This is a genomic window from Kribbella sp. NPDC004875 (assembly GCF_042873375.1).
In the GTDB taxonomy this organism is placed as follows: domain Bacteria; phylum Actinomycetota; class Actinomycetes; order Propionibacteriales; family Kribbellaceae; genus Kribbella.
Window position 1 is genome coordinate 367,567 of sequence record NZ_JBIALI010000003.1, and the last position, 21,683, is coordinate 389,249.

The following is a 21,683-nucleotide window of genomic DNA, read 5'->3' on the forward strand; positions in this document are numbered from 1 at the left end:
GGGGCAACCCTCCAACTCACGGGGCATGCACCCGCCGAGGCGGGGAGCAGGCTCCGGCGTGGACCTCCCAGACTCCGGGCCGCGTGTGCACGCCACCGCGCAGCCGGTGTGTAAGCGACCGCCCAACTGGAGGGCACCCCCGCAGTCGGAGAGTTGCCCCCTCAGATTCTCAGGGGGCAACCCTCCAACTCACGGGGCATGCACCCGCCGAGGCGGGGAGCAGGCTCCGGCGTGGACCTCCCAGACTCCGGGCCGCGTGTGCACGCCACCACGCAGCCGGTGCGTAAGCGACCGCCCAACTGGAGGGCACCCCCGCGGTTGGAGAGTTGCCCTCCGAACTGGAGGGTTGCCCCCTCAGATTCTCAGGGGGCAACCCTCCAACTCACGGGGCATGCACCCGCCGACGCAAGGTGCGGACGCAGAGACAGGAGTCCGGCATGGATCTCGCGGACTCCGGGCGACGTGTGCACGCCACCGCGCAACTGGTGTGTAAGCGACCGCCCAGCTGAAGGGCACCCCCACAGTTGGAGGGTTGCCCACGGATTTGGAGGGTTGCCCCCCGAGACTTTGAGGGGGCAACCCTCTGGCTCGAGGGGTATGCGTTCGGGGAGGCGGGAGTGGGTGGGGAGATAGGGTTCCGGGCGTGGATTTTGCAGACTTGGGGCGGCGCGTGTACGCGACTGCGCATCTGACCGGTGAGTTCGTACTGCGGTCTGGCCAGACGACGACGGAGTACTTTGATAAATATCGCTTCGAGGCCGACCCGGTGCTCCTCGATGAACTGACCGCGGCGATGGTCCCGCTCATCCCCGCGGGCACAGAGGTCCTGGCTGGCCTGGAGATGGGCGGCATCCCCGTCGTGACCGCACTCGGCCGCCACACCGGACTCCCGTGCGCGTTCGTCCGCAAAGAGGCGAAGACCTACGGCACCCGCCGCCTCGCCGAGGGCGCCGACACCGCCGGCCGTCGCGTCACGATCGTCGAGGACGTAGTCACCACCGGCGGCCAGATCGTCCTCTCCACCAACGAACTCCGCACCCTCGGCGCCACCATCACCGACGCCCTCTGCGTCATCAACCGCAACCCCGAAACCCCCACTCCCCTGACCAACGCCGGCCTAACCCTCCACGCCCTCCTCACCCCCACCGACCTGGTCCCCACCCCCTGACCCAACCTCCCCACCCAGCACGCCCTCACCGGCCCCGCTGCCCCAAGCGCTCCATCCAGCCCGCACGCGGCCCCGCGGGCTCCAGGCAGCCCGCCCGGCCCGCCAGCCCAGGCCTTCCCACGAGCACACCCCGACCCAAGCCCTCCAACAGCACGCCCAGCCACCACCGCCTGCCCCGAGCGCCACACCAGCAGCCCCGCCTCGCCCCCGGCCCGAGCGCACCGCCCAGGGCGCCCGGCCGCCTTCCCCGAACCTTCCCACGGGCACACCCGACCCAAGCCCTCCAACAGCACGCCCAGCCACCACCGCCTGACCGCAGCGCCCAGATCAGCAGGCCCTACCTCGCCCCCTGACCCGAGCGCTCCGCCCAGCGCACAGCCGCGCCCGGCCGCGGCGGCTCCAACCAGCGCACCCCTCCCGCCAGCCTCGGCGGCTCCAACCAGCGCGCCCGGCCCGCCTGCCCCGGGCCATCCCACGGGCACGCCCTCGCCTAAGCCTCCAACCGCACGCCCTGCCTCCGCCGCCTGACCCGAGCGCCCAGACCGGCAGCCCCCTGCCAGGCACGCGCGCTCCTTCAGTGTCATAACCCGGCCGCGGACCAACCGGAACCATGGGCCGAGCGCTCCGCCCAGCGCACAGCCGCGCCCGGCCCCGGCTGCTCCAACCAGCGCGCCCGGCCCGCCGGGCCCGGGCCATCCCACGGGCACGCCCTGGCCCAAGGCCTCCGACGGTACGCCTGGTCTCCACCGCCGGCCCGAAGCGCCCAGCCCCTGCCAGGCACTCGCGCTTCTTCAGTGACATCACCCGGCCGCGGACCAACCGGGCCCCTGGGCCGAGCGCTCCGCCCAGCGCACAGCCGCGCCCGGCCCCGGCGGCTCCAACCAGCGCACCCCCTCCCGCCAGCCCGGGCGGCTCCAACCAGCGCGCCCGGCCCGCCTGCGCCGGGCCTTTCCACGGGCACGCCCTGGCCCAAGCCTCCGACGGCACGTCCCGCCGCCTGACCCGAGCGTCCAGAGCGGCAGCCTCGCCTCGTCTCCTGACTCGAGCGTCCAGAGCGGCAGCCTCGCCTCGTCTCCTGACCCGAGCGTCCAGACCGGCAGCCTCGCCTCGTCTCCTGACCCGAGCGTCCAGACCGGCAGCCTCGCCTCGTCTCCTGACCCGAGCGTCCAGACCGGCAGCCTTGCCTCGTCTCCTGGCCCGAGTGCTGCCATCGGTAGGGGCTCGCCGATCCCCTGCCGAGTCGGCTGGGGATGGGCTTGGGGTCAGCCGGCTTTGCGTTGTGGGGTGGGGAGGAGGCGGCGGAAGTCTTCGGCCGAGATGATCGGGACGCTGAACTCGCGGGCCGTGCGGGCCTTGACCGAGAGGCTGTCGACGTCGGCGGCCACCACGAACGTCGTGTCCGGGCGGACCGCCTCCTGCGGCACGAACCCGGCCGCGACTGCCCGGTCCCACCAAACCTCACGCGGCTCGACCATGTCGCCGGTGAAGACCAGCGTGCTCCCCGGCGGAAACCCCCGCGCACCAGGACGATCGGGTATGACGTACCGCCCGCCGCTCGCGCGGGTCAGTGCGTCGTCGACGTACGCGGCGCGGTGGCCGAGCATGACTGCGACGCGGTCGAGATCGCTGCGCTGGTCCGGCGTGATCGCGCCGTCGCTCCACGACGCGGTGGCCAGCGCGGAGACGTAGTACCGATGAAGGTGGTCGACCTGGGGCCGGGTCAGGCCGAGGCCGGTCGCCACCTGCACCAGTTGGTCGGCGTCGGCGGCGGTGATCTCGCGGTTGGCGAGGATCGTGTCGAGCAGCACGAGGTACGAGTCGGCTTGCGGCGGCTCAGGGACGCGCGGCAACTGGTCGACGAGCCGGCTCATCCAGCCATGGCGCCCGCCGGCGTGCACCGGTCGCACGGTCGGCGCGACATCCGTCCCCGGCAGGTCGGGCCACGGCATCCGCCGGATCTCTTCGTACGCCCACTGCCACGGTGGAGGTGCTGCGAAAGCGCCTAAATACAGGGAAAACAGCTCGGCGGTCGCGCGCGTGTCGGCCAGCGCCGAGTGCCAGCCGTCGATCGAGATCCCCGCGGCCGCGCAACACGCGCCCAGCGTTCGCTTCGCGCCCGGGAACAGGTAACCGGCCAGCGCCATCGTGCACATCGACCGCTCGGTGATCAGCGGGACCGTGACGCCGAGCCGCGCGAACTCCGCCCGCAGGAACCCGAGATCGAACTCGACGTTGTGCCCGACAACCATCCGCCCGGCCAGCAACTCCCCCAGCTGCTTCGCGATGTCACCGAACTCCGGCGCCGCCAGCACGTCAGCGGTGAGGATCCCGTGAATGTGTTGCGGCCCGAGGTCGCGCTGCGGATTCAGCAACGTCACCCACTCGCGCTCGACCTGCCCGCGCGCGTCCAGCAGCACCACCGCGATCTCGATGACCCGATGCCGATGGCTCGGCAACAGGCCGGTCGTCTCGGTGTCGATGACCGCATACATCACGGGCCTCCTCCGGCTCGATGACCGACTGGAACAACCCAATCACATGCCGCCGACAGTTTTCGTAGCGTCAACAGAACGCGGCAACGAACCCGTCAGGAATCCGGCAGCTCCACAGCGATCTCGGCACCGAGTTTCGCGCCGTGCGCGAGCTGCAGTTCGTCGCCGCTCCAGAACCGTCCCGGGTCGTACCAGTTCGGCCGACGTCCGTGCAGCAACCCCATCGCTTCGTACGTCACCGCCACCACTTCCGCGCAGTACGCCGACTCGAGTTCGAGCTCGCGAGAACCCTTCCGGAACGCAGGTACCCGGCCACGCACCCATCGCGACGCGAGTCGAGCCGTCGACGGGAACGGCGTACCGTCCAGTCGCGCCACGGTCCGCAGTACCGCGTCCTCCATGTCCCGCGTAACCGGGTGGTCGAGCTGGCGCAACCACGCCTGCTGCCCGTACTTGCGGCCCCACACCATGACGGCGTCGCGCAGGTCGTGCAGCTGTACGCCGCGATGGTGCTTCCCGGTCCAGGCGTCGGGCAGCGAACGTCCGAGTTCCGCGTGCCACATCAGTGGCGGAAGGTCCTCGATGACGACCGCCATACCGACGTGGTTGATCGGGCTGTTCGTGGTCAGCTGGATCGCGCGATCCGCCGCACTCGCACCGCGAAACAGCCAAATGTCACCTGTTCGTGTCAGTTCCGTAGCGTCATCCAGTGAAATCCGGCTGGTCACATCGCTAGGTTAGACCGCATGAAGGTATGGAAGGTGGTAGGGCTTGCGGGTCTCGTCGGCGTTGCCGCGACGGGTGTCGTGGTCGCGCGCGGAGAGCGGAAGCGCCGTGCGTACACGCCGGAAAAGGTCCGTGATCGCCTCAAGACCCGGGTCAAGGAAGCAGCGAACGCCTGACCGGGCGACGGTCGGCCGGGCGGCGGGGTACGCCGTAACTCGGTGGTACGGCGGTGATTCCGCCCGCCCGGACCGACTCGTTACGTCACGAACTTTCTAAAGGTTGTGCAGGGCAACGTCTTCGAGACGGCCCGCGGTGATCGTGGCGGTCTGGTAGGTGCAGTACGGCTGCCGTCGACGATCCGTCGGCGATCCCGGGTTCAGCAGCCGCAATCCACCCGGACTCGTGGTGTCCCACGGGATGTGACTGTGCCCGAACACGAGCAGATCCACCCCCGGGTACGCCGCCTCGCACCGCAGTTCACGTCCCTTCGCCGACCCGGTCTCGTGGACCACGGCGATCGACAACCCGTCCAGCGTCACCCGAGCGACCTCGGGCAACCGCGCTCGCAACTCGGGGCCGTCATTGTTGCCCCAGCACCCGATCAGTCGCGTCGCGCGGCTCTCGAGCTCGTCCAGCAATCCGATGCTCACCCAATCGCCCGCATGGATGACCACATCGGCACGCTCGACCGCCTCCCAGACCGGCTCGGGCAGCCTCTTGGCCCGCACCGGCAGATGAGTGTCGGAGATCAGCACCAGCCGCATGCACCCACCCTAGGCCCATCGGCCGCGCCACCCTGGGCGTTCCTCAGCCGGAAGTCTGCAGCGCGTCGATCAGCTCCTTCTCCTTCGCCGCGCTCAACCCCGCGCGGCGTTCCCGCTCCAGCCCGAGCTCGCGCTCCCAGGCCAGCGTGTCCACCACGAACTCACGCCTGGACCGCTGCTTCAAGCCGGCCGCGGCCGCCGCCGCGCCACTGCGCGAAGACCAGCCCTCGTACCCAGGCTCGGTGATCCACATCGCCAGCGACTCGGGCCCCATGTACTGCTCGACCTTGCGTTCCTCCAACCACTCCTGCGGCGCGAGCACCACCGGCCCGGTGTGACCGCCGACCTCGCGCACCAGCTCGATCCACTCCCCGAACGGCACCACCGGACCGAACGTGTCGAACGTGCCCGTCCGGCCCTCCGTCGCGTTGTCCAACAGCCAGCTCGCGAGATCCCGCACGTCGATGACGGCGGTCGCCAACTCGGGCGTGTCGGGCACCAGCATCGGCTCCTCGGGAGCGCGCGCCGCCCGCGCGACCCAGGCACCCGCGCGGTCGCTGCGGTCCCCCGGCCCACCGATCAGGCCGGCCCGGGCGATCACCAGGCGATCCCCCACCACCGCTTGCGAGGCGAGCTCGCAGGCCACCTTCGCCTCGCCGTACAACTCCTGCTCGACGACATCGAGCTCGGTCGGCTCGCGCAGCTCCGCGGACTCGTCGGCGCCGGGCGTGTCGTACTTCGCGTACGCGTTGCAGGACGAGACGTACGTCCAGTGCTTGGCGCGGGCGCCGAACGTTGCGAGCGCACCCTTCACGAATCCCGGCTGCCACGAAACCTCGAACACCGCGTCCCAGTCCCGATCCGGGACCGCGTCGTACGCATCCGGGCGGCTGCGATCGGTCGCGACCAGCGTCGCGCCGTCCGCGATCCCGCCGCTCTCGCCGCGGGCCACACACGTCACCGAATGACCGCGCGCGATCGCCTGCGTCGCGATCTCACGACCCAGCCACGCCGTCCCACCGAGAATCAGAATCTCCATGCGGGCAAGCCAATCAGGCCCGACCGACAAAACCCAGGCACCTCTGCCGAGGGCAGAATCGACGGCCCGTGATCCGTCGCCCGCGTCAGGTCACCGTAACCGTCCGGCCCTTGCCAGCCAGGCGATCCGGGAGCACTGTCGAACCAGCAGGACACCCAGGGGTGAGTGTCTGTGGACCACAGGGGGAAGTGATGGCTGGTTTCGTTCAGATCATCGAGTACCGGACGTCGAAACCGGACGAGATCGCGGCACTGATGGAAGAGTTCCGCGCCAAGCGCGAGGCGGACGCCGACGGGCCCTCGCCGGCGCGCGGCATCACCTGCGCCGACCGGGACGAGCCGGGACGCTACTTCGCGATCATCGAGTTCGACTCCTACGAAGAGGCGATGGCGAACTCACAGCGCACCGACACGACCGAGTTCTCGGCCAAGATGATGGAGCTGTGCGACGGGCCCGGCACGTTCTACAACCTCGATCAACTGGCGGTGATGGAGTACCGCTGAGGGTCCCCGGTACGGCGTACACCGGCTCGCCCGGGCGTACGCCGTACCGAGGTGTGCCGGTGCTTGGAGGGGTGACTGCACCGGCGGATCAGGTGGTTCTCAGCAGTTCAGCGGTTCAGCGGTTCAGCGGTTCAGCGGAAGACGCGGTACGACGACCAGGTCGACGGCGGTGCCGCGCCGTGCGGGCCGAGGTCGCGCTCGGAGTGCAGTGGGTCGGGGTCCTGCGGCTCGGGGGCGGAGTGCAGATCCGGCCAGGGCCTGGCGGGAAGGGTCTCGCGCGGCGGCAGCCTGAGGTCGGGGTCGGGACCCGCTTCCGGATCCAGCCACTCGACCACGGTGGCCCCGCCATGACCGTGGATGGCGACGACGGAATCGATGCCGTCCCAGACGGTCGTGGTCGGGTAGTCGCCGTACCAGCGGAGCGCGACCGCCCCGTCGGTGAACTGGACTCCCTCGGCGACGGGTCCGGTGCCGCTGACACCGGAGACGTCCTGATGACGGATCAACCGGAAGCGTCGGGAGCTCATTTCGGGGCTACCTCCCAGAGCCGCTCCCCCGGCAGCCTCCGCTGTGGTCCTGGATCGTGGTCCGGGACCGGGTCACTCGTGACCCGCAACCCGGCGAATCTGCGCGACATGGCCTCGGCGTACCGTTCGGCCAACTCCGCCTCTGCCCGGTAGTCGGCGACCACGTGGTCCCCGAACCAGACCCGCACCCGACGACGCTCCACCCGACCCGCGGCCGGGTGAGGATCACCACCGTCGGTCATCTCACAACACCCGGCACCGAGTCGAGCCGGTTCCCATCAGCGACCTCGCAAGACAACCCTTCACGTCAATCACTTCCACTTCCCTGTGGGGATGGGTTCACAGGTAGTGACGAACACCTCAGCGGTTCATGACGCGACTTCCCAAGTTTTTTCTCACAGCCCGTGAGGACGGCACCCAACTGTCCGGTCAGGTGCGCGCGACGACCCATTCACGCCAGACCTCGATGGCGTCGGAGTCGAGGGAGGTCTCCGGCGGAAACGTATGCACGCCTGCCCCCGGGAGGTAGGCGGCCACGATCCATGACATCGCGGTGGCGAGCACGAGGGCGACCGGTGGTTGCCCGGCGGCCAGCTCGTCGAAGACTGCCCGCGCCTCCTTCGCCTGTGCGAGCTCTTCCCGGGAACCGGCGATGCGTACGTCGACGGCCGCGGTGTAGTGGTCGATGGCCGAGACATCGTCGGGGTCGGGATCGGTCTCGCCGTAGATGTTCGGCTCGACCAGGAGCAGAACTCGACCATCAACAGTTCGAGCGCGTCCACGCAAGAAGTGCGCGTTCTCGGGCAGGGACGGGTCGTCGAGGCGCTCCAACCGCAGGGTGTCGACAAGCCAGCCGGCAATGGCGTCGAGAGACGCGTCGGTAGCCAGGAAGATGGTGTCGCTGTTGGACATCATTTCTCCTTCGTGTACGTGATGAGGCGCCGGTCACCGAGAATGACATGAACAGCGTCGGCAACTCGTCCGCCTGGCTGGCCACACGCCCGCCGGAACGCTCTCAACGCGGTGTCTTCCGACAGTCCGACCGCCCTGCCGTCGATCAGTACCTCGTTCCGCTCACCAGCTTGCCGGCTCGCGTCGTGGATGCTCCGTTTGATCGCGTTGGACGTCCCGCTGATCGGCGTCTTGAACTCGATCACGATCCCATCCGCTTCCTTGCTCTTGCGAACCATGCTGTCGGGATTCGGAACCTGGTCCCGGGTGTGATCCGCTGGCCGCGCGTCGACGCGCCACCCCTCTTCCGCGAGCCGGTCGGCGATCGCCCGTTCCTTCGGCTGGAACACATCGTCCGGGTCGAAGACGCCGGGCGCGAAATCCACGTCCAACGAACGCGGGTCGAAGGCGGGATCGAAGTGGCCATCGTCCGGATCGGGTACGCCGGGAACCCCGATGTCGACGACGATCGGCGCCGGCGGCGGATTCTCCGGATAGTCGAACGTGGCTTCGATGTGGTCGGGGGTGATGGTGAAGGTCGCGTGGTCCCACTGTTGGTCCTCGGAGCCGGCCATGGACTCGCGCAGCGCCTTGACCGCCTCGGTCAGATCCACCCCGATCTCGAAGTCGCGGGTCAGGCGCTCCGCGCGCTTCTCCTCCTCTTTCTCGTCGCGCTCCTCGGGCTCGACCGGCTCCGGCTCCTCACGCTCAGGACCGAACCCGAAGTCGCGGGTCAGGCGCTCCGCGCGCTTCTCCTCTTCCTTCTCGTCGCGCTCTTCGAGTTCGAACTCTTCGGACTGCTTGCGGTCCACCTCGAGTTCGAACTCGCGGGACAGGCGTTCGTTACGCTGCTGCTCTTCCTTCTCGTCGCGTTCCTCGAACTCGAGTTCGCCGGTTTTCGCGACGGTGATCTCGAACTCCAGGAGCTCGTCATCGTCGCGGCCGGCGTCCTGCTCGTGGTCCTTGCGGAACTTTTCGAAGGCCTTGCGGGCGACCGTGACGACGGGCGGCTCGTTGTCCTCGGCAACTTCTACGTCGTCGTAGTCGAAGCTCAGGCGCTTGGTGCGGCCCTTGTGGTCGATGTCGACGGATCCACCTGTCGCCTTGTTGCGTTTCGCCGAGTCCGACGACGGACGGTTGGTCGACGGTCCCGCCGTACCGACGAGGCCCTCGGCCCAGCCACGCGCCTTCGGCGGCGTCATCGACAAGAAATGCGCGGCCGCCTCACACGCGCGCGCCGCCGCGTCCAACTGCTGCGCCGCGACCGTCGCCTGTCCGCGGGACGCGATCAGCGCGACCTGCGCGTTCTCCCGGCAGCGGGCGGCCGTACGCTGGAGCTGCTCGACGACCCGTGGGATCTCGTCGAAGCAGTCGACCAGGCCGCGCGCGACCCGCTGCAGCTCGGATGGCAAGGGTCAGATCTGGTCGGCGTAGCTCTTGCAGCCGGCCGAGGCGATCTCGAGCGCCTCGGCGGCCTGTTCGACCGCCTTGCCGGCGGCTTCCAGGATCTCGGTGATGTCCCGGTCGATCCCGGTCGCGGTGCCCGCGATCAGGCTCTCCACGAGCTGACTGTGCTGGGTGAACCGGAGCTTGAACCCGGCCAGCCCGCCGGCCGCCTGCTTGGCCTCCATCGAGACCTGGTGCAGTTGTTCCTTGAGCCGCAGTACGTCGGACACCTCAACCCACTCCCAACTAGTTGCGCTTCTTCGGCAGCGCGATCGCCGTACCCGCCACCACGACCGGCACCAGGATCCCGAGCCACCACGGCAGTCCGGCCGCCATCAGCACGAACACCAGCACCGCACCACCCCAGCCCCACCAGCGCGCCCCGGGCAGCCGCGGCAGCCCGAGCAGCCGTGATGCGGCGAGCATCGTGACAGCGGCGATCGCCGCGGCCTCGACCCCGGCCAGGAACGACCCGGTCAGCACCCACACCAGGACGAACCCGACCAGTGCCAGGACCGCGCTGATGGTACGCCGTCTGCGCTGCTCCTGGAGCGCCCGGGCCGTCGCGCGGAGCTCCTCCAACTGGTCGACCGACTCCGCGAGCTGCTTGGTGATCCGGGCGGCGACGGTCTCGATGTCGTTGATCGCGCGGATCTCGGGCAGCGTGTGGTTCGCCCGCGTCCCTTCGGCCGGCAGCCCGGCCCGCTCCAGGCTGGCGGCCGCCTTCTCGGCGAGCGTGTTCAGCCGCGTCTGCAGTTTCCGTCCGCGTTCGGCCATCGCGTCGGCCTCGGCCGCCGCGGTCGCCTCGGCCTTCGACTTGTTCGCCGTCAACCGGTCCTGCGCCTGCTGCGCGTCCGCGCGAGCCATCGCGACCGTCCGGACGGCGCGCACGTACTCGGACCACTCCTGCTCTTCGGTCTTCATCGCCGCATCAACTCCACCGCGCGATCCACCTCGTCCGCCCGCAACGCGGCGAACGGTACGACGACCTGCGCCTCGGGATGCAGCCCGTCCCACAGCAACGCCCGATGCGGCTCGGAGGCCCAGCGCATCAACGGCCCGGCCACCGCGCGTACGCCGTCCTGTGGGTGCCGCAGGAACAGATGCGTCGCGACGTTCGCACGCCCGTACCCGAGCTGCTCCGTACACACGTGCAGCCGGTTCCACCACCCGAACGTGATCAGCCCCTGCGCCGGCCCGTCGCGCACGATGTCCTGCAGCACGTTCGCCGGACTCTCGAAGAGCCCCTCCGCGTGCAACTGCATCCGCGGCACGCCATGGAACCCGAACCCGAGCAGGTAGGTATTCCCGGTCTGCCCGTCCCGCATCGCGTCCCGCAGCGCGAACAACCGCGGGGCGATCTCGTCGTGCTTGTCGACCGTCTCGACCTCGCATCCGAGCCGGCGCAGTACCTGAACCAGCGCATCCTTGCCCTCAGCAACAGCCGGCGCGGAGTTGGTGCCGTCGACGAAGACGAACCGCGGTGGCTCGACCGCTGACGCAGCGATCGACACGGCCAGCCCGGTCAGTATGCCGAGCGCGTCCACCGGACCGTCCCCGAGCACGAGTACGCCGGCTCCGGGCTCGGGCCGGACCTCGACCTGCACCGGCTCCTCGGTCACCGCGATCGGCAAGCCGGTCCACGGCCGCCCCACCTCGGGCTTGACCGCGGCGGCGGTCTCCGTCAGGCGCGCGGGCTCAGCCAGATGGAAGACCCGCGGCGGATGAACGTCCTCCCCCGCACGGGCCCACAGATCGCCTCGCAGCGAGTCCAGCACGACCTTGTCCGCGAAGCTCACCAGCACGTGCTGGTTGTCGTCAGGCGATCCGAAGTTCGCGTTCAGCACCGCCTCACCGCGGAACTGCAGCTCGGCGGCGGCCGTGTTCCCGCTGCGCAGAATCGCCTGCGAGTCGGCCGGCGTGGTCTTCAGCGCGATCCGGTACGGCACCTGGCCGAAGATCGAGTCCCGCCGCGTCGACAGCCGCTTCACACCTTCGATCGTCTGCGTCGCGAGCACCACGTGCACGCCGTACGCGCGACCGAGCCGGACGAGTCGCTCCAGCAGCTTCGCCGCCTCGTCCGCCAACTCGTCGTCGTCCTCGAGCAGCACCTGGAACTCGTCCAGTACGACGAGAATCCGCGGCGGCCGCTCCGGACCAGGGGCGAGCTCCGCGATGTCGGCGACGTTCCCGTGCGACTTGAAGATCTCGCTGCGCCGCGCGAGCTCGTCGGACAGGTACCGCAGTACGGCGAGACCGAACGCACGATCGCTGTGCACGCCGAGAACGCGGATCTGCGGCAGCCAGTGCGGCCGATCCGGGCCGGGACCGAGCGCCGAGAACTCGACGCCGTGCTTGAAGTCGAGCAGGTACATCTCCAGGTCCGCCGGGGAGTACCGCGCGGCGAGACCGTGGATCAGCACGAGCAGCAGGTTCGACTTGCCCTGACCGACCGCGCCACCGACGAGCACGTGCGGGAGGGCCGGGTTGCCGCTGCGCAGCCGGATCAGCGCCGGCGTGCGGTCGTCGTACCCGATCACTGTGCCGATCTCGTCCTTGACCGGCTGCCACCAGGTCGAACGGTCCGGCAGCGTGCGCTCGAAGTCGATGGTCGGGAGGACCGCGATGTCGGCCTGTTCGGCGATCACGTCACAGATGCCCGCGGCAATGGTCGCGTCGAACGGCGGATCGAGTCTCGCCGGTACGCCGGTGAGCCGCGCGACCTCCACCTTGTCGCCGGTGATCACGACGGGATCGAGCAGATCGAGCAGCTGCTTCGAGTCGACGTCGAGCTCGGCGGCGGTGGACTGGTCGTAGTGCACCAGGAAGCAGATGCCCCGTTTGCCCGCCGTCGCGGCCAGCCGGAGCAGGTCGCGCTGGGCGAGCGTGTCGATCCCGAACGGGTAGTCGAACAGGATGACGAGCCGGTACGGATCGGTGACCTGACCCGTCTCCTTGAGCAGGTCCTCGAACCGTTCGTGACCGAGTTGCGCCTGCCGGCTCGCGCGCAGCGAGGACACGTCGACGAGCCCGGACAGCACCGTGTGCAACTGCTCCGCGGTATGCGTTGCCCTGGGCACCAATTGCGGGTACTTCGTGGTCAGGTGACCGAGCAGCCCCATCATCCCGGTCAGCTTCGGATCGAACGCGTCGATGCGCAGCCGGAACGGTTCCGCGGCGGCGACCAGGCGCAGCGCGACACTCTGCAGCAGCCGCCGCGCCGCCTCGTTGCGGTCCGCGGTGACCTTCCAGCCGTTGGTCCGCAGCAGCGGCGCGACCACCGGCGTACCGGCCTCGAGCTCACCGACCCGGACGTACGGCGGGACTCCGGCGCCGACGAGTTGACGCGAACGCCATCTGGCGTCGTTCGGCGGAATCGATCCCAGACCGGGCGCGAGGCGGTCGGCGAGCAGGCGCGCCTTCGGCTCGGCCTCGGCCAGCGCCGCCGCGGTGTTCGCGTCGACCAGCGACCGGGACTCGCGCCGTGCCGTCGCGGTCTGCTCCTGCAGTTGACGATGCAGTCGCACGGCCCGCTGATGCTCGCCGTACGTCAGCCTCCGCGCGTTGTCCAGCAGTTGCCCCAGCGCGTACTGCAGACCGCGGATCCGCGCTTCCAGGAGCTCCGGTGAGGCCGGTCCGGGCATAGTTCCCCCGTCAGGCTTCTCCGTCACGAGCACCGCCCTTTCACACTTACCCCGCGACCGCTGTGATTGCCTGGAGTAACCATGTCACATCTGGAGTCCCATTCGTCACTCCAGGCATCCGTAGTCTCACCTGCTAGGGCGCCACGATCTCCAGTTCGTAGCCGTCGGTGTTGTGGAGGAAGGCGGCGTAATGCTGCGGGCCGCCGGCGTACGGGTGGCGGTCCGCGAACATCAGCGTCCAGCCGTGCTCGGTGGCCTCCGCGACGATCGCGTCCACCTCCGCGCGGCTCGCCGCGTTGAGCGCCAGGTGGTTCATCCCGGGGCGCATCCGGTCGTGCTCGGTGGCCGACATCGCGGGGCTCTGCTCGACCACGACGTAACATCCGTCGGCCGCGGCCCAGGTCATCCCGCCGGGCCAGCCGTCACCGTCCTTCCAGCCCAACCGGTTGAGGACCCAGCCCCAGCTCGCTACGGCCCGGGACAGGTCCGGGACCCAGATCTCGACGTGATGCACAGCGGCGACCATCGGAGCATTATCTGTGCTCGGTGACACGGTTCGACACGGCCATCGAGATCCCGCCCGAAACCAGCAGCCAGACGAGTGCCGCGACCAGCCACGGCCACCACGGGCGCGCCTGCGCCGCCTCGGCCACCGCCTTGCCGAACAACCCGCCGGCCGGCGCGAGGACCAGCACGAGCAGCACCCGCGCGAACCTCGGCTCCCTGGTCATTTCTTCATTGTCCGAGGCCGCGCCCGGCGCCGCAGAAACCTTGGCGTTTCGCGCCCCGTCACCTTTCTGTCCGTGGCAGGGTTTACCGTCTCCGGTGACAGTCGACGGATCGGGCGGCAGATCGGGGGTTCGTGGTGGGGACCACGCGGATCGAGAGCACGGCGTACGGCGCCGCGGCGCTGGAGCGCCTGCAGGACGTCGTCGCGCGGCTCAAGGCCGACGATCCGATGACCCCGGTGACCCTGTTGCTGCCGAACAACCTGGCCGGCGTGATCGCGCGTCGGCATCTCGCCGTGCGCGGTGTCGCAGGTCTGTATCTGGCGACCCTCGAGCGCCTCGCCGAGCAGGTCGCCGCCGGTCTGCTGTCACCGCGCCGCCCGGCCACCCGGCCGATCGTGGCAGCCACCTGGCGGACGGCGCTGGCGAAGGCCCCCGGCATGTTCCAGGAGGTCGCCGAGCATCCGTCGACCATCCAAGCGCTGGCCTCTGCTCACCGCGAGCTCCGCGACCTCACCGATCCCGCGCTCGACAACGTCGCGCACGCGTCCGCGCTCGGGCCCGATCTGGTCCGTCTGCATCGTCACGTGACCACCGAGCTCGCCTCGGACTGGTACGACGAGACCGACCTCCTGCGCACCGCGGCGTCCCGCATCACGGCATCCCCTGCGATCGTCGGGGAACTGGGCGCGCTGGTCCTCTATCTCCCGCAGGAGCTCACCCAGTCCGAGGCTGCCTTCGTGGCGGCGCTCGGCGATGCCGCGGCGGATCTGACGGTGATCGTCGGACTGACCGACGTCCGGCGTGCGGACCGGGCGGTGCGCCGATCGCTAGAGCGGATCGGGATCGACCTGCCACCGTCGATCTCGAAGAACTACCCGGTCGCGACCGAGATCCTGAACGCATCGGACGCCGACGACGAGGTGCGATGCGTGGTCCGCGACGTCGTCTCGGCGCTGGAGCACACGCCGGCGCACCGGATCGCGGTGCTGTACTCGGCCGCCTCGCCGTACGCACGACTGCTGCACGAGCACCTCGGCGCGGCCAAGATCGAGGTCAACGGGCCGGGCACTCGGCCGGTGCACGAGCGGGCGATCGCGCGGACGCTTCTCGAAGTACTGGGGCTCGTCGACCAGGATCTGCCACGCGCGGACGTGTTCCGGGCTTTGGCGAACGCGCCGACTCGGGACTTCACCGGTGAGCGGATCCCGGTTCCGCAGTGGGAGCGGATGTCCCGCGCGGCCGGGGTCGTGCGTGGCGACGACTGGGACACGCGGCTGGCGCGGTACGCGCAGTCCGAGCGCCGGACCGCTGATCAGGAAGAAGCGGCGGAGGATCCGCGTCCGGCGGCGGTGCGACGCGCGCAGTACAACGCGACCACGGCCGAGCGGTTGCATGCGTTTGCCTCCACGCTGCGGCGTCGGTTGGGTGCGCTGGCGGTGCTGGAGAGCTGGTCCGAGTTGTCGGCCGAGGTGCTGCAGCTTTTCCACGATCTGCTGGGCGACTATTCGTCGCTGCCGATCGAGGAGCAGTACGCCGCGGCGGCGGTCGAGTCGTCGCTGACGGGCTTGTCGACACTCGACGAGCTCGGCACTCCGGCGAGTCTCGCGGTGCTGCGCGACGTTCTCGATCTGGAGCTTCAGCAGTCGCTGCCGCGGGTCGGCACGTTCGGGACAGGTGTCCTGGTGGCGCCGATGTCGGCGAGCGTCGGTCTTTCGGCGGACATCGTGTACGTCGTCGGTCTGTCGGAGGATCTGTATCCCGGTCGGGTGCACGAGGATGCGTTGCTTCCGCATCGGGTGCGCGAGGCGGCCGCGCCAGAGTTGGCGTCGTTCCGGGATCGGCTCGACGAGAAGCAGCGGCACCTGCTGGTCGCGTTCTCGGCCGGCGCGCGGGTGGTGGCGTCGTTCCCGCGCGGCGACCTGCGGCGGTCGTCACGACGGTTGCCGACGCGATGGTTGCTCGGATCGCTGCGCGACCTGACCGGCGACCACGCCCTGCCGGCGACCCAGTGGGACCGGTACGACGGGGTGCTGCAGACGTCGGCGTCGTACGCCGGTTCGTTGACGACGGCAACGATGCCGGCAACCGAGCAGGAGTGGCAGACCCGGGCCGCCGCGGCACGGTTGTGGGTCAACGACGGCGTACTGGTGCGGGCCCGGGAGCTACTGCGCGGGCGGGGATCGAACGCGTTCACCCGCTTCGACGGGGATCTGTCGGGGGTGTCGGGGCTGCCCGACTTCGCGGTAGAGGAACGGATCGCGTCGCCGACGTCGCTGGAGTCGTATGCGACCTGCCCGCACGCGTACTTCGTCGAACGGTTGCTTCAGGTGGAGCCGCTCGAGGCGCCGGAGGATCTACTGGTGATCTCGCCGGTCCAGATCGGGAACCTGATCCACAACAGCCTCGACGCGTTCGTGTCCCGGCTGGCCGGCTCGCTGCCGGGGTACGGCGAGCCGTGGACGGATGAGCAGCGCTCGCTGCTGCTGGCGATCGGTGCGGATCTCGCGGATCAGTTCGAGGCGGAGGGCCTGACCGGGCATCCGCGGTTGTGGCAGCGGGAGCGGTTGCGGATCCTCGGCGACCTGATGGTGCTGCTGACCGACGACGATCGCTGGCGCGCGGAGCGGTCCGCGTCGGTGGTCGCCAGCGAGTTGCGGTTCGGCTTCGACGGTGAGCCCCCGGTGGAGATCCCGGTGCCGTCGGGCCGGGTGCTGCTGCGTGGATCGGCGGACAAGGTCGACCTCGGCGCGGACGGCACGATCTACGTCACCGACGTGAAGACCGGCGGCTTCTCGCGGTACGAAGGCATCGAGTCGGATCCGGTCGCGGGCGGGACCAAGCTGCAGCTCCCGGTCTACGCGTACGCCGCGCGCGCCCGGCTGGGCGAGGCGTCCACGCCGGTCGAGGCGTCGTACTGGTTCGTCCGTCGCGGCGGCAAACGGATCCCGGTCCCCCTGACCCCCGAGGTCGAGGCGCGGTACGTCGAGACGCTCGACGTGATCGTCTCGTCGATCGCGGCCGGGTACTTCCCGCCGAAGGCTCCCGAGGTCCCGGACTTCTTGTGGGTCCAGTGCCCGTACTGCAACCCCGACGGCATCGGTCACAGCGAGGTCCGAGCCCGCTGGGACCGCAAACGCCACGACCCGGTTCTCGAGCGACTGGTCCGCCTGATCGACCCCACCGCGCTGGAGGCTGCCGATGAGTGAGCAGTTGCTCGACGGAGCGGCCAGGGATCGAATCCGGTCGGACACCGACACCACGCTGTTCGTGGAGGCCGGCGCCGGCTCCGGGAAGACGCATGCACTGGTCGACCGCGTCACCACGCTGGTGTTGCGGGACGGCGTACCGCTGCGGACGATCGCGGCGGTCACGTTCACGGAGAAGGCCGGCGCGGAGTTGCGCGATCGGCTGCGGGTCGAGTTCGAGCGAGCGCGCAAGGGCGACGACCGGCAGCTCGCCGACGCGGCGCTGGACGATCTCGACTCCGCGTCGATCGGCACGTTGCACGCGTTCGCCCAGCAGATCCTGCTCGCGCATCCGATCGAGGCTGGGCTGCCGCCGCTCATCGACGTACTCGACGAGGTCGGGTCGTCGGTCGCGTTCGAGGAGCGCTGGGCCGAGCTGCAGCAGCAGTTGCTCGACGACGACGCGATCGCCGAACCACTGCTGCTCGCGATGGCGGTCGGGGTCGAGCTCAAGCACCTGCGCTCGCTCGCGCGGCTGTTCGGCAACGACTGGGACCTGATCGCCGAACGCGTACTGGTCGATCCGCCCGAACTCGTCGCGATGCCGGATCTGTCCGGCCTGATCGCGGCCGCCGCGCAGATCGGCGCCGCGGCCGAGGGCTGTCTGGATCCGGAGGACCGGCTGCTGCCGAAGGTCGCGCAGATCCGCGAGCTGGGCCTGATGCTGGACGCCGCCTCCGATCAGGAGAGTCAGCTGGCGATCCTGCAGACGTTCCGCGGGCTGAAGGTGGGCAGGATCGGTCGCAAGGAGAACTGGCCGGACATCGCCAAGGTTCGCGGTGACTGCACCGAGGTGGTCGAGGTCGCGGGGTCGCTGGTCGAGCTGCTGCTCGATGCTTGCCTGCGGCATCTTTCGCATTGGATCGCGGAGCGGGTGCTGGAATCGGCCGAGCTGCGGCGCGCCGAGGGGCGGCTGGAGTTCCACGACCTGCTGGTGCTGGCGCGTGACCTGCTCCGTCGGGACGCGGGTGTGCGGGCGGATCTGCAGGAGCGGTTCGGGCGGTTGCTGCTGGACGAGTTCCAGGACACGGACCCGATCCAGATCGAGCTCGCGGTCCGGATCGCGGGCGGGGCCGCGGCCGATGCGGAGGACTGGCGCGATGTCGAGGTGCCTGAGGGGCATCTGTTCGTGGTCGGCGATCCGAAGCAGTCGATCTACCGCTTCCGGCGGGCGAACATCGCGACGTACCTGACCGCTCAGGACCTGCTGGGCGAGACCGTCGCGCTGACCACCAACTTCCGCACGGTGCCACCGATCCTGCGCTGGATCAACACGGTCTTCGACACACTGATCCAGGCACACAACTCGGCGCAACCCGCTTACCAGCCACTCGCACCCCACCGCACGAACCCGATCGCGGGGGCGTCAGGCTCCGGCCGCGCATCGCGTCAGTCCGGTACCGCGCGACGCCCCGGCGCTCCGTCAGGCTCCGGCGCTCCGTCAGGTCTCGGCGCTCCGTCAGGCCCCGGCACTCCGTCAGGCCCCGGCGCTCCGTCAGGTCTCGGCGCTCCGTCAGGCCCCGGCACTCCGTCAGGTCTCGGCGCGTCCTCCCGCCCAGACGCTCCATCGGGAACCGGCGCATCCTCCCGCCCCAGCGCGTCCTCCCGCCCCGGTGCGTCCTCCCGTCCCGGTGCGCCGGGGTTCGAGCCCGCTCCGGTGCAGGGCGACCAGCTCTCGATCTTCGACGAGCCGGCGTTCGACGAACCCGACACTTCCCCCGACGCCGACTCTGCCTCCTCCTCTTCGTCCGACGCCCCGGTTTCGGATCTCGCGGCCGTTCTCCCGTTCCGTCGCCGCGACGACACCATCGACGTACCGCTCGACGACGTACCGCTCGACGAAGAGCCACCCGACGACGAACCCACCGACCCGTCCGCCGGCCCAGCCGTCACCGTCCTCGGCGCCGAGCCGCACAACGACCTCCCCCGCGCGCAGGCCTCCGTCCTCCGCGAACGGGAAGCCACCGACGTGGCCTCCGTCATCGAGGAAGCTCTCCGCGACGGCTGGCTCGTGTACGACGACCGCGCCGAGACCTGGCGCCCCGCGGAAGCCGGCGACATCGCCGTCCTCGTCCCGGCCCGCACGTCGCTCCCGTTCCTCGAGGACGCCCTCGACCGCGCCGACATCCCGTACCGCGCGGAAGCCAGCTCACTCGTCTACCAGACCGCCGAGGTCCGCGACCTGCTCGCCTGCGCCCGCGCTCTCGGCGACCCGAGCGATCAGCTCGCGCTCGTCACGACCCTGCGTTCCCCGCTCTTCGGCTGCGGCGACGACGACCTGTACACCTGGAAACGCAACGGCGGCTCGTTCACCCTGACCGCTCCGGTTCCCGACCAACTCCTCACCCACCCGGTCGGCGAGGCGATGGAGTGGCTCCGCCGCACCTACTACGCAGCGCGCTGGCTGACCCCGAGCGAGGTGCTCGCGAAGATCGTCGCCGACCGCCGCATGCTCGAGGTGGCCGCGATCGGTCCCCGCGCCCGCGACGCCTGGCGCCGGGTCCGGTTCGTCGTCGACCAGGCTCGCGCCTGGTCTGAGGTCGAGCACGGTGGCCTCCGCTCGTACCTCGCCTGGGCGGCCCACCAAGGCGAGGAGACCTCCCGCGTCGCCGAAGCGGTGCTCCCCGAGACCGATGCCGACGCGGTCCGCGTGATGACGATCCACGCCGCGAAGGGCCTCGAGTTCCCGATCGTCATCCTCTCCGGCATGACCGCCTCCCCGAACCGCCAGCGCGGCGTCCAGGTCCTCTGGCCACCGGACGGCGGGTACGCGGTGAAGCTCAAGTCGTCCGTCCAGACCGAGGACTTCGACCTCGTCCAACCCGTTGACGAGCAGATGGACGACTACGAGCGTCGCCGCCTGCTGTACGTCGCCGCGACCCGCGCCCGCGACCACTTGGTCGTCTCGCTGCACCGCTCCGGCAATCGCCGGCACTCCAGCAACGCCGAGCTCCTCGCGACAGCCGGTGGCGTCGAAGCACCCCACACCACCCTCTTCACGAGCCCACCGGTCCCCGACCGCGAACCATCCGGCAGCCCCGACGTCACCCCGCCGATCTCCCGCACCGAGTGGGAGTCCCGAGCGGCCGCCGCGCAGGCCGCGAGCCGGGCCCGTTCGGCCCAGAGCGCCTCCGGCCTCGAAGGCACCGGGCCTGACGTCGCCCTCGCCGAGATCGACCCGGGCACCGCGAAGGCCGCCCGTGACCTCGAGCTGCCCCCGTGGTCGAAGGGCCGCTACGGCACCGCGATCGGCCGCGCCGTCCATGCCGTACTGCAGGTCGTCGACCTCTCCACCGGCGCCGGCCTCGAAGCCGCCGTCGCCACGCAGTGCCTGGCCGAAGGTGTCCTCGAGTACGCCGACGTGGTCGCCGCGCTCGCCCGCTCCGCACTCGCCTCGGACGTCGTGCAGCGCGCCGCCACCCGCGACCACTGGCGCGAGTCGTACGTCGGTACGGTCCAAGCCGACGGCACCGTCCTCGAAGGCTTCGTCGACCTCATCTACCGGGAGGACGACGGCCGCCTCACCATCGTCGACTACAAGACCGACGTCATCCCCGCCGCAGCCCTCGACAGCCGGGTCGCCTACTACACGCCTCAACTCCAGGCGTACGCCGCGATCCTGCCGAACACCGCTCCGCCGATCCTGCTGTTCCTGAACCCGAGCGGAGCGGTCGAACGACAGGTGCCTTAGGCAACGAGACGGATCGCCAGCACGACGATCACCACGGTCGACGCGAGTGCCGTCACCAACCGGCCGACGTGCCCGGTCAGCAGCCGCCCGAGCAACGCGCCACCGCCGGCCAGCAACAGTTGCCACCCGGCCGATGCCGCGAACGCGGCGACCACGAAGACGATGCGCTCACCGGCACCGGTGACACTCGATCCACCGACGACCAGCGCCGCGAAGTAGATCACCGTCCATGGGTTGAGCATGGTCATCCCCAACATCCCGAGGTACGCCGTCCACGCGCCGACCGGTGTCTCGTGCTGCAACGCGACGAGCCGCTGCGCGCGATACCGCCGTACGGCTTTGGCCGCACCGAGCACCGCGAGTCCGATCAGCACCACGACGGACACCCATCGCAGGGGCGCCACGATCGGCGCCAGCAACGGCGCCAGCGCTGTACCGGCGATCGCCGCCACCGCCGCGTACAGCCCGTCAGCCGAAGCCACGCCGAGCGCCGCGAACACCCCGATCCGCAACGAACTCCGCGCAGTCAACGCCACCAGATAGGTCCCGACGGGCCCGACCGGCATGGCAACTCCAAACCCGGCCAAGAGCCCCGCGACCGCGACCCCGATCACAACTGACCGAGTATCGACTCCCACCGACGCCGCACCTGCTGCTGGCCCCGGGCCCCAACGGCCGCAGGTCCCATCAGCATCAGTCGAATCGTCGTAGTCATACCGACATGATCAGCACTCCCCCAGTCCCCCTCAACCCAAT

General features: G+C 70.0%; 18 protein-coding genes. 5 read left to right on the forward strand and 13 right to left on the reverse strand.

Features of this window, described 5'->3' with window-relative positions; translation table 11 throughout:
- Positions 1-643: 643 nt before the first annotated feature.
- On the forward strand, positions 644-1,168 hold the full coding sequence (locus ACFYRH_RS18955; RefSeq protein WP_387776315.1) for an orotate phosphoribosyltransferase: 525 nt from the start codon (positions 644-646) through the stop codon (positions 1,166-1,168).
- Between the two features lie 1,262 nt (positions 1,169-2,430).
- Here ACFYRH_RS18955 and ACFYRH_RS18960 read toward each other — a convergent pair.
- Together ACFYRH_RS18960 and ACFYRH_RS18965 are read right to left on the reverse strand one after the other, a co-directional pair.
- Positions 2,431-3,660 (reverse strand): exonuclease domain-containing protein, encoded by a 1,230-nt coding sequence (locus ACFYRH_RS18960; protein WP_387776318.1) that lies wholly within the window; start codon positions 3,658-3,660, stop codon positions 2,431-2,433.
- A gap of 95 nt (positions 3,661-3,755) precedes the next feature.
- Complete coding sequence (locus tag ACFYRH_RS18965; RefSeq protein WP_387776321.1) at positions 3,756-4,388, reverse strand: hypothetical protein; 633 nt, start codon at positions 4,386-4,388, stop codon at positions 3,756-3,758.
- Positions 4,389-4,406: 18 nt separating this feature from the next.
- On the opposite strand from ACFYRH_RS18965, the gene ACFYRH_RS18970 reads away from it, so the two are divergent.
- Complete coding sequence (locus ACFYRH_RS18970) at positions 4,407-4,562, forward strand: hypothetical protein (protein WP_387776326.1); 156 nt, start codon at positions 4,407-4,409, stop codon at positions 4,560-4,562.
- Positions 4,563-4,658: 96 nt separating this feature from the next.
- Here ACFYRH_RS18970 and ACFYRH_RS18975 read toward each other — a convergent pair whose 3' ends face one another.
- Both ACFYRH_RS18975 and ACFYRH_RS18980 read right to left on the reverse strand, forming a co-directional pair.
- The gene (locus tag ACFYRH_RS18975; protein ID WP_387776329.1) at positions 4,659-5,150 is read right to left on the reverse strand and encodes a metallophosphoesterase family protein; all 492 of its coding nucleotides are present in this window, start codon (positions 5,148-5,150) and stop codon (positions 4,659-4,661) included.
- Between the two features lie 43 nt (positions 5,151-5,193).
- Positions 5,194-6,189: an oxidoreductase gene (locus ACFYRH_RS18980; RefSeq protein WP_387776332.1), complete on the reverse strand. Its 996-nt coding sequence runs from the start codon at positions 6,187-6,189 to the stop codon at positions 5,194-5,196.
- 191 nt (positions 6,190-6,380) lie between these two features.
- Between ACFYRH_RS18980 and ACFYRH_RS18985 the strand changes: the two genes are divergently transcribed.
- The gene (locus tag ACFYRH_RS18985) at positions 6,381-6,692 is read left to right on the forward strand and encodes a hypothetical protein (RefSeq protein ID WP_387776335.1); all 312 of its coding nucleotides are present in this window, start codon (positions 6,381-6,383) and stop codon (positions 6,690-6,692) included.
- A 131-nt stretch (positions 6,693-6,823) separates the two neighbouring features.
- On the opposite strand, the gene ACFYRH_RS18990 is transcribed toward ACFYRH_RS18985, so the two are convergent.
- From ACFYRH_RS18990 to ACFYRH_RS19025, 8 genes are all read right to left on the reverse strand, one after another.
- The gene (locus tag ACFYRH_RS18990) at positions 6,824-7,219 is read right to left on the reverse strand and encodes a hypothetical protein (protein ID WP_387776338.1); all 396 of its coding nucleotides are present in this window, start codon (positions 7,217-7,219) and stop codon (positions 6,824-6,826) included.
- A 429-nt stretch (positions 7,220-7,648) separates the two neighbouring features.
- The gene (locus ACFYRH_RS18995) at positions 7,649-8,131 is read right to left on the reverse strand and encodes a hypothetical protein (protein ID WP_387776341.1); all 483 of its coding nucleotides are present in this window, start codon (positions 8,129-8,131) and stop codon (positions 7,649-7,651) included.
- A complete protein-coding gene (locus ACFYRH_RS19000) occupies positions 8,131-9,582 on the reverse strand; it encodes a hypothetical protein (protein WP_387776343.1) in 1,452 nt (483 codons plus the stop codon). The genes ACFYRH_RS18995 and ACFYRH_RS19000 overlap by 1 nt, the downstream gene beginning before the upstream one ends.
- Positions 9,583-9,585: 3 nt before the next feature.
- Complete coding sequence (locus ACFYRH_RS19005; protein WP_387776346.1) at positions 9,586-9,846, reverse strand: hypothetical protein; 261 nt, start codon at positions 9,844-9,846, stop codon at positions 9,586-9,588.
- Between the two features lie 16 nt (positions 9,847-9,862).
- Positions 9,863-10,540, reverse strand: a complete 678-nt coding sequence (locus tag ACFYRH_RS19010; protein WP_387776349.1) for a hypothetical protein — start codon at positions 10,538-10,540, stop codon at positions 9,863-9,865.
- A complete protein-coding gene (locus tag ACFYRH_RS19015) occupies positions 10,537-13,260 on the reverse strand; it encodes an FtsK/SpoIIIE domain-containing protein (RefSeq protein ID WP_387776352.1) in 2,724 nt (907 codons plus the stop codon). Before ACFYRH_RS19015 ends, ACFYRH_RS19010 begins: the two co-directional genes overlap by 4 nt.
- A gap of 133 nt (positions 13,261-13,393) precedes the next feature.
- Positions 13,394-13,786 (reverse strand): VOC family protein, encoded by a 393-nt coding sequence (locus ACFYRH_RS19020; RefSeq protein ID WP_387776355.1) that lies wholly within the window; start codon positions 13,784-13,786, stop codon positions 13,394-13,396.
- Between the two features lie 7 nt (positions 13,787-13,793).
- Complete coding sequence (locus ACFYRH_RS19025; protein WP_387776358.1) at positions 13,794-13,991, reverse strand: hypothetical protein; 198 nt, start codon at positions 13,989-13,991, stop codon at positions 13,794-13,796.
- A gap of 134 nt (positions 13,992-14,125) precedes the next feature.
- Here ACFYRH_RS19025 and ACFYRH_RS19030 point away from each other — a divergent pair, with 134 nt between their 5' ends.
- Positions 14,126-17,197 (forward strand): PD-(D/E)XK nuclease family protein, encoded by a 3,072-nt coding sequence (locus ACFYRH_RS19030; RefSeq protein WP_387776361.1) that lies wholly within the window; start codon positions 14,126-14,128, stop codon positions 17,195-17,197.
- Entirely contained in the window at positions 17,190-20,927 is a 3,738-nt protein-coding gene (locus ACFYRH_RS19035) for a UvrD-helicase domain-containing protein (protein ID WP_387776364.1), read from the forward strand. Before ACFYRH_RS19030 ends, ACFYRH_RS19035 begins: the two co-directional genes overlap by 8 nt.
- On the opposite strand, the gene ACFYRH_RS19040 is transcribed toward ACFYRH_RS19035, so the two are convergent.
- Complete coding sequence (locus tag ACFYRH_RS19040; protein WP_387776367.1) at positions 20,924-21,493, reverse strand: LysE family transporter; 570 nt, start codon at positions 21,491-21,493, stop codon at positions 20,924-20,926. The genes ACFYRH_RS19035 and ACFYRH_RS19040 overlap by 4 nt on opposite strands.
- Positions 21,494-21,683 lie beyond the last annotated feature (190 nt).

Excerpts from the sequence above, each read along its gene's own strand:
- ACFYRH_RS18960 (WP_387776318.1), bottom strand. The coding sequence starts at position 3,660 with ATGTATGCGGTCATCGACACCGAGACGACCGGCCTGTTGCCGAGCCAT.
- ACFYRH_RS18970 (WP_387776326.1), top strand. The coding sequence starts at position 4,407 with ATGAAGGTATGGAAGGTGGTAGGGCTTGCGGGTCTCGTCGGCGTTGCC.
- ACFYRH_RS18975 (WP_387776329.1), bottom strand. The coding sequence starts at position 5,150 with ATGCGGCTGGTGCTGATCTCCGACACTCATCTGCCGGTGCGGGCCAAG.
- ACFYRH_RS18980 (WP_387776332.1), bottom strand. The coding sequence starts at position 6,189 with ATGGAGATTCTGATTCTCGGTGGGACGGCGTGGCTGGGTCGTGAGATC.
- ACFYRH_RS18985 (WP_387776335.1), top strand. The coding sequence starts at position 6,381 with ATGGCTGGTTTCGTTCAGATCATCGAGTACCGGACGTCGAAACCGGAC.
- ACFYRH_RS18990 (WP_387776338.1), bottom strand. The coding sequence starts at position 7,219 with ATGAGCTCCCGACGCTTCCGGTTGATCCGTCATCAGGACGTCTCCGGT.
- ACFYRH_RS18995 (WP_387776341.1), bottom strand. The coding sequence starts at position 8,131 with ATGTCCAACAGCGACACCATCTTCCTGGCTACCGACGCGTCTCTCGAC.
- ACFYRH_RS19010 (WP_387776349.1), bottom strand. The coding sequence starts at position 10,540 with ATGAAGACCGAAGAGCAGGAGTGGTCCGAGTACGTGCGCGCCGTCCGG.
- ACFYRH_RS19015 (WP_387776352.1), bottom strand. The coding sequence starts at position 13,260 with ATGCCCGGACCGGCCTCACCGGAGCTCCTGGAAGCGCGGATCCGCGGT.
- ACFYRH_RS19020 (WP_387776355.1), bottom strand. The coding sequence starts at position 13,786 with ATGGTCGCCGCTGTGCATCACGTCGAGATCTGGGTCCCGGACCTGTCC.
- ACFYRH_RS19025 (WP_387776358.1), bottom strand. The coding sequence starts at position 13,991 with ATGACCAGGGAGCCGAGGTTCGCGCGGGTGCTGCTCGTGCTGGTCCTC.
- ACFYRH_RS19035 (WP_387776364.1), top strand. The coding sequence starts at position 17,190 with ATGAGTGAGCAGTTGCTCGACGGAGCGGCCAGGGATCGAATCCGGTCG.
- ACFYRH_RS19040 (WP_387776367.1), bottom strand. The coding sequence starts at position 21,493 with ATGCCGGTCGGGCCCGTCGGGACCTATCTGGTGGCGTTGACTGCGCGG.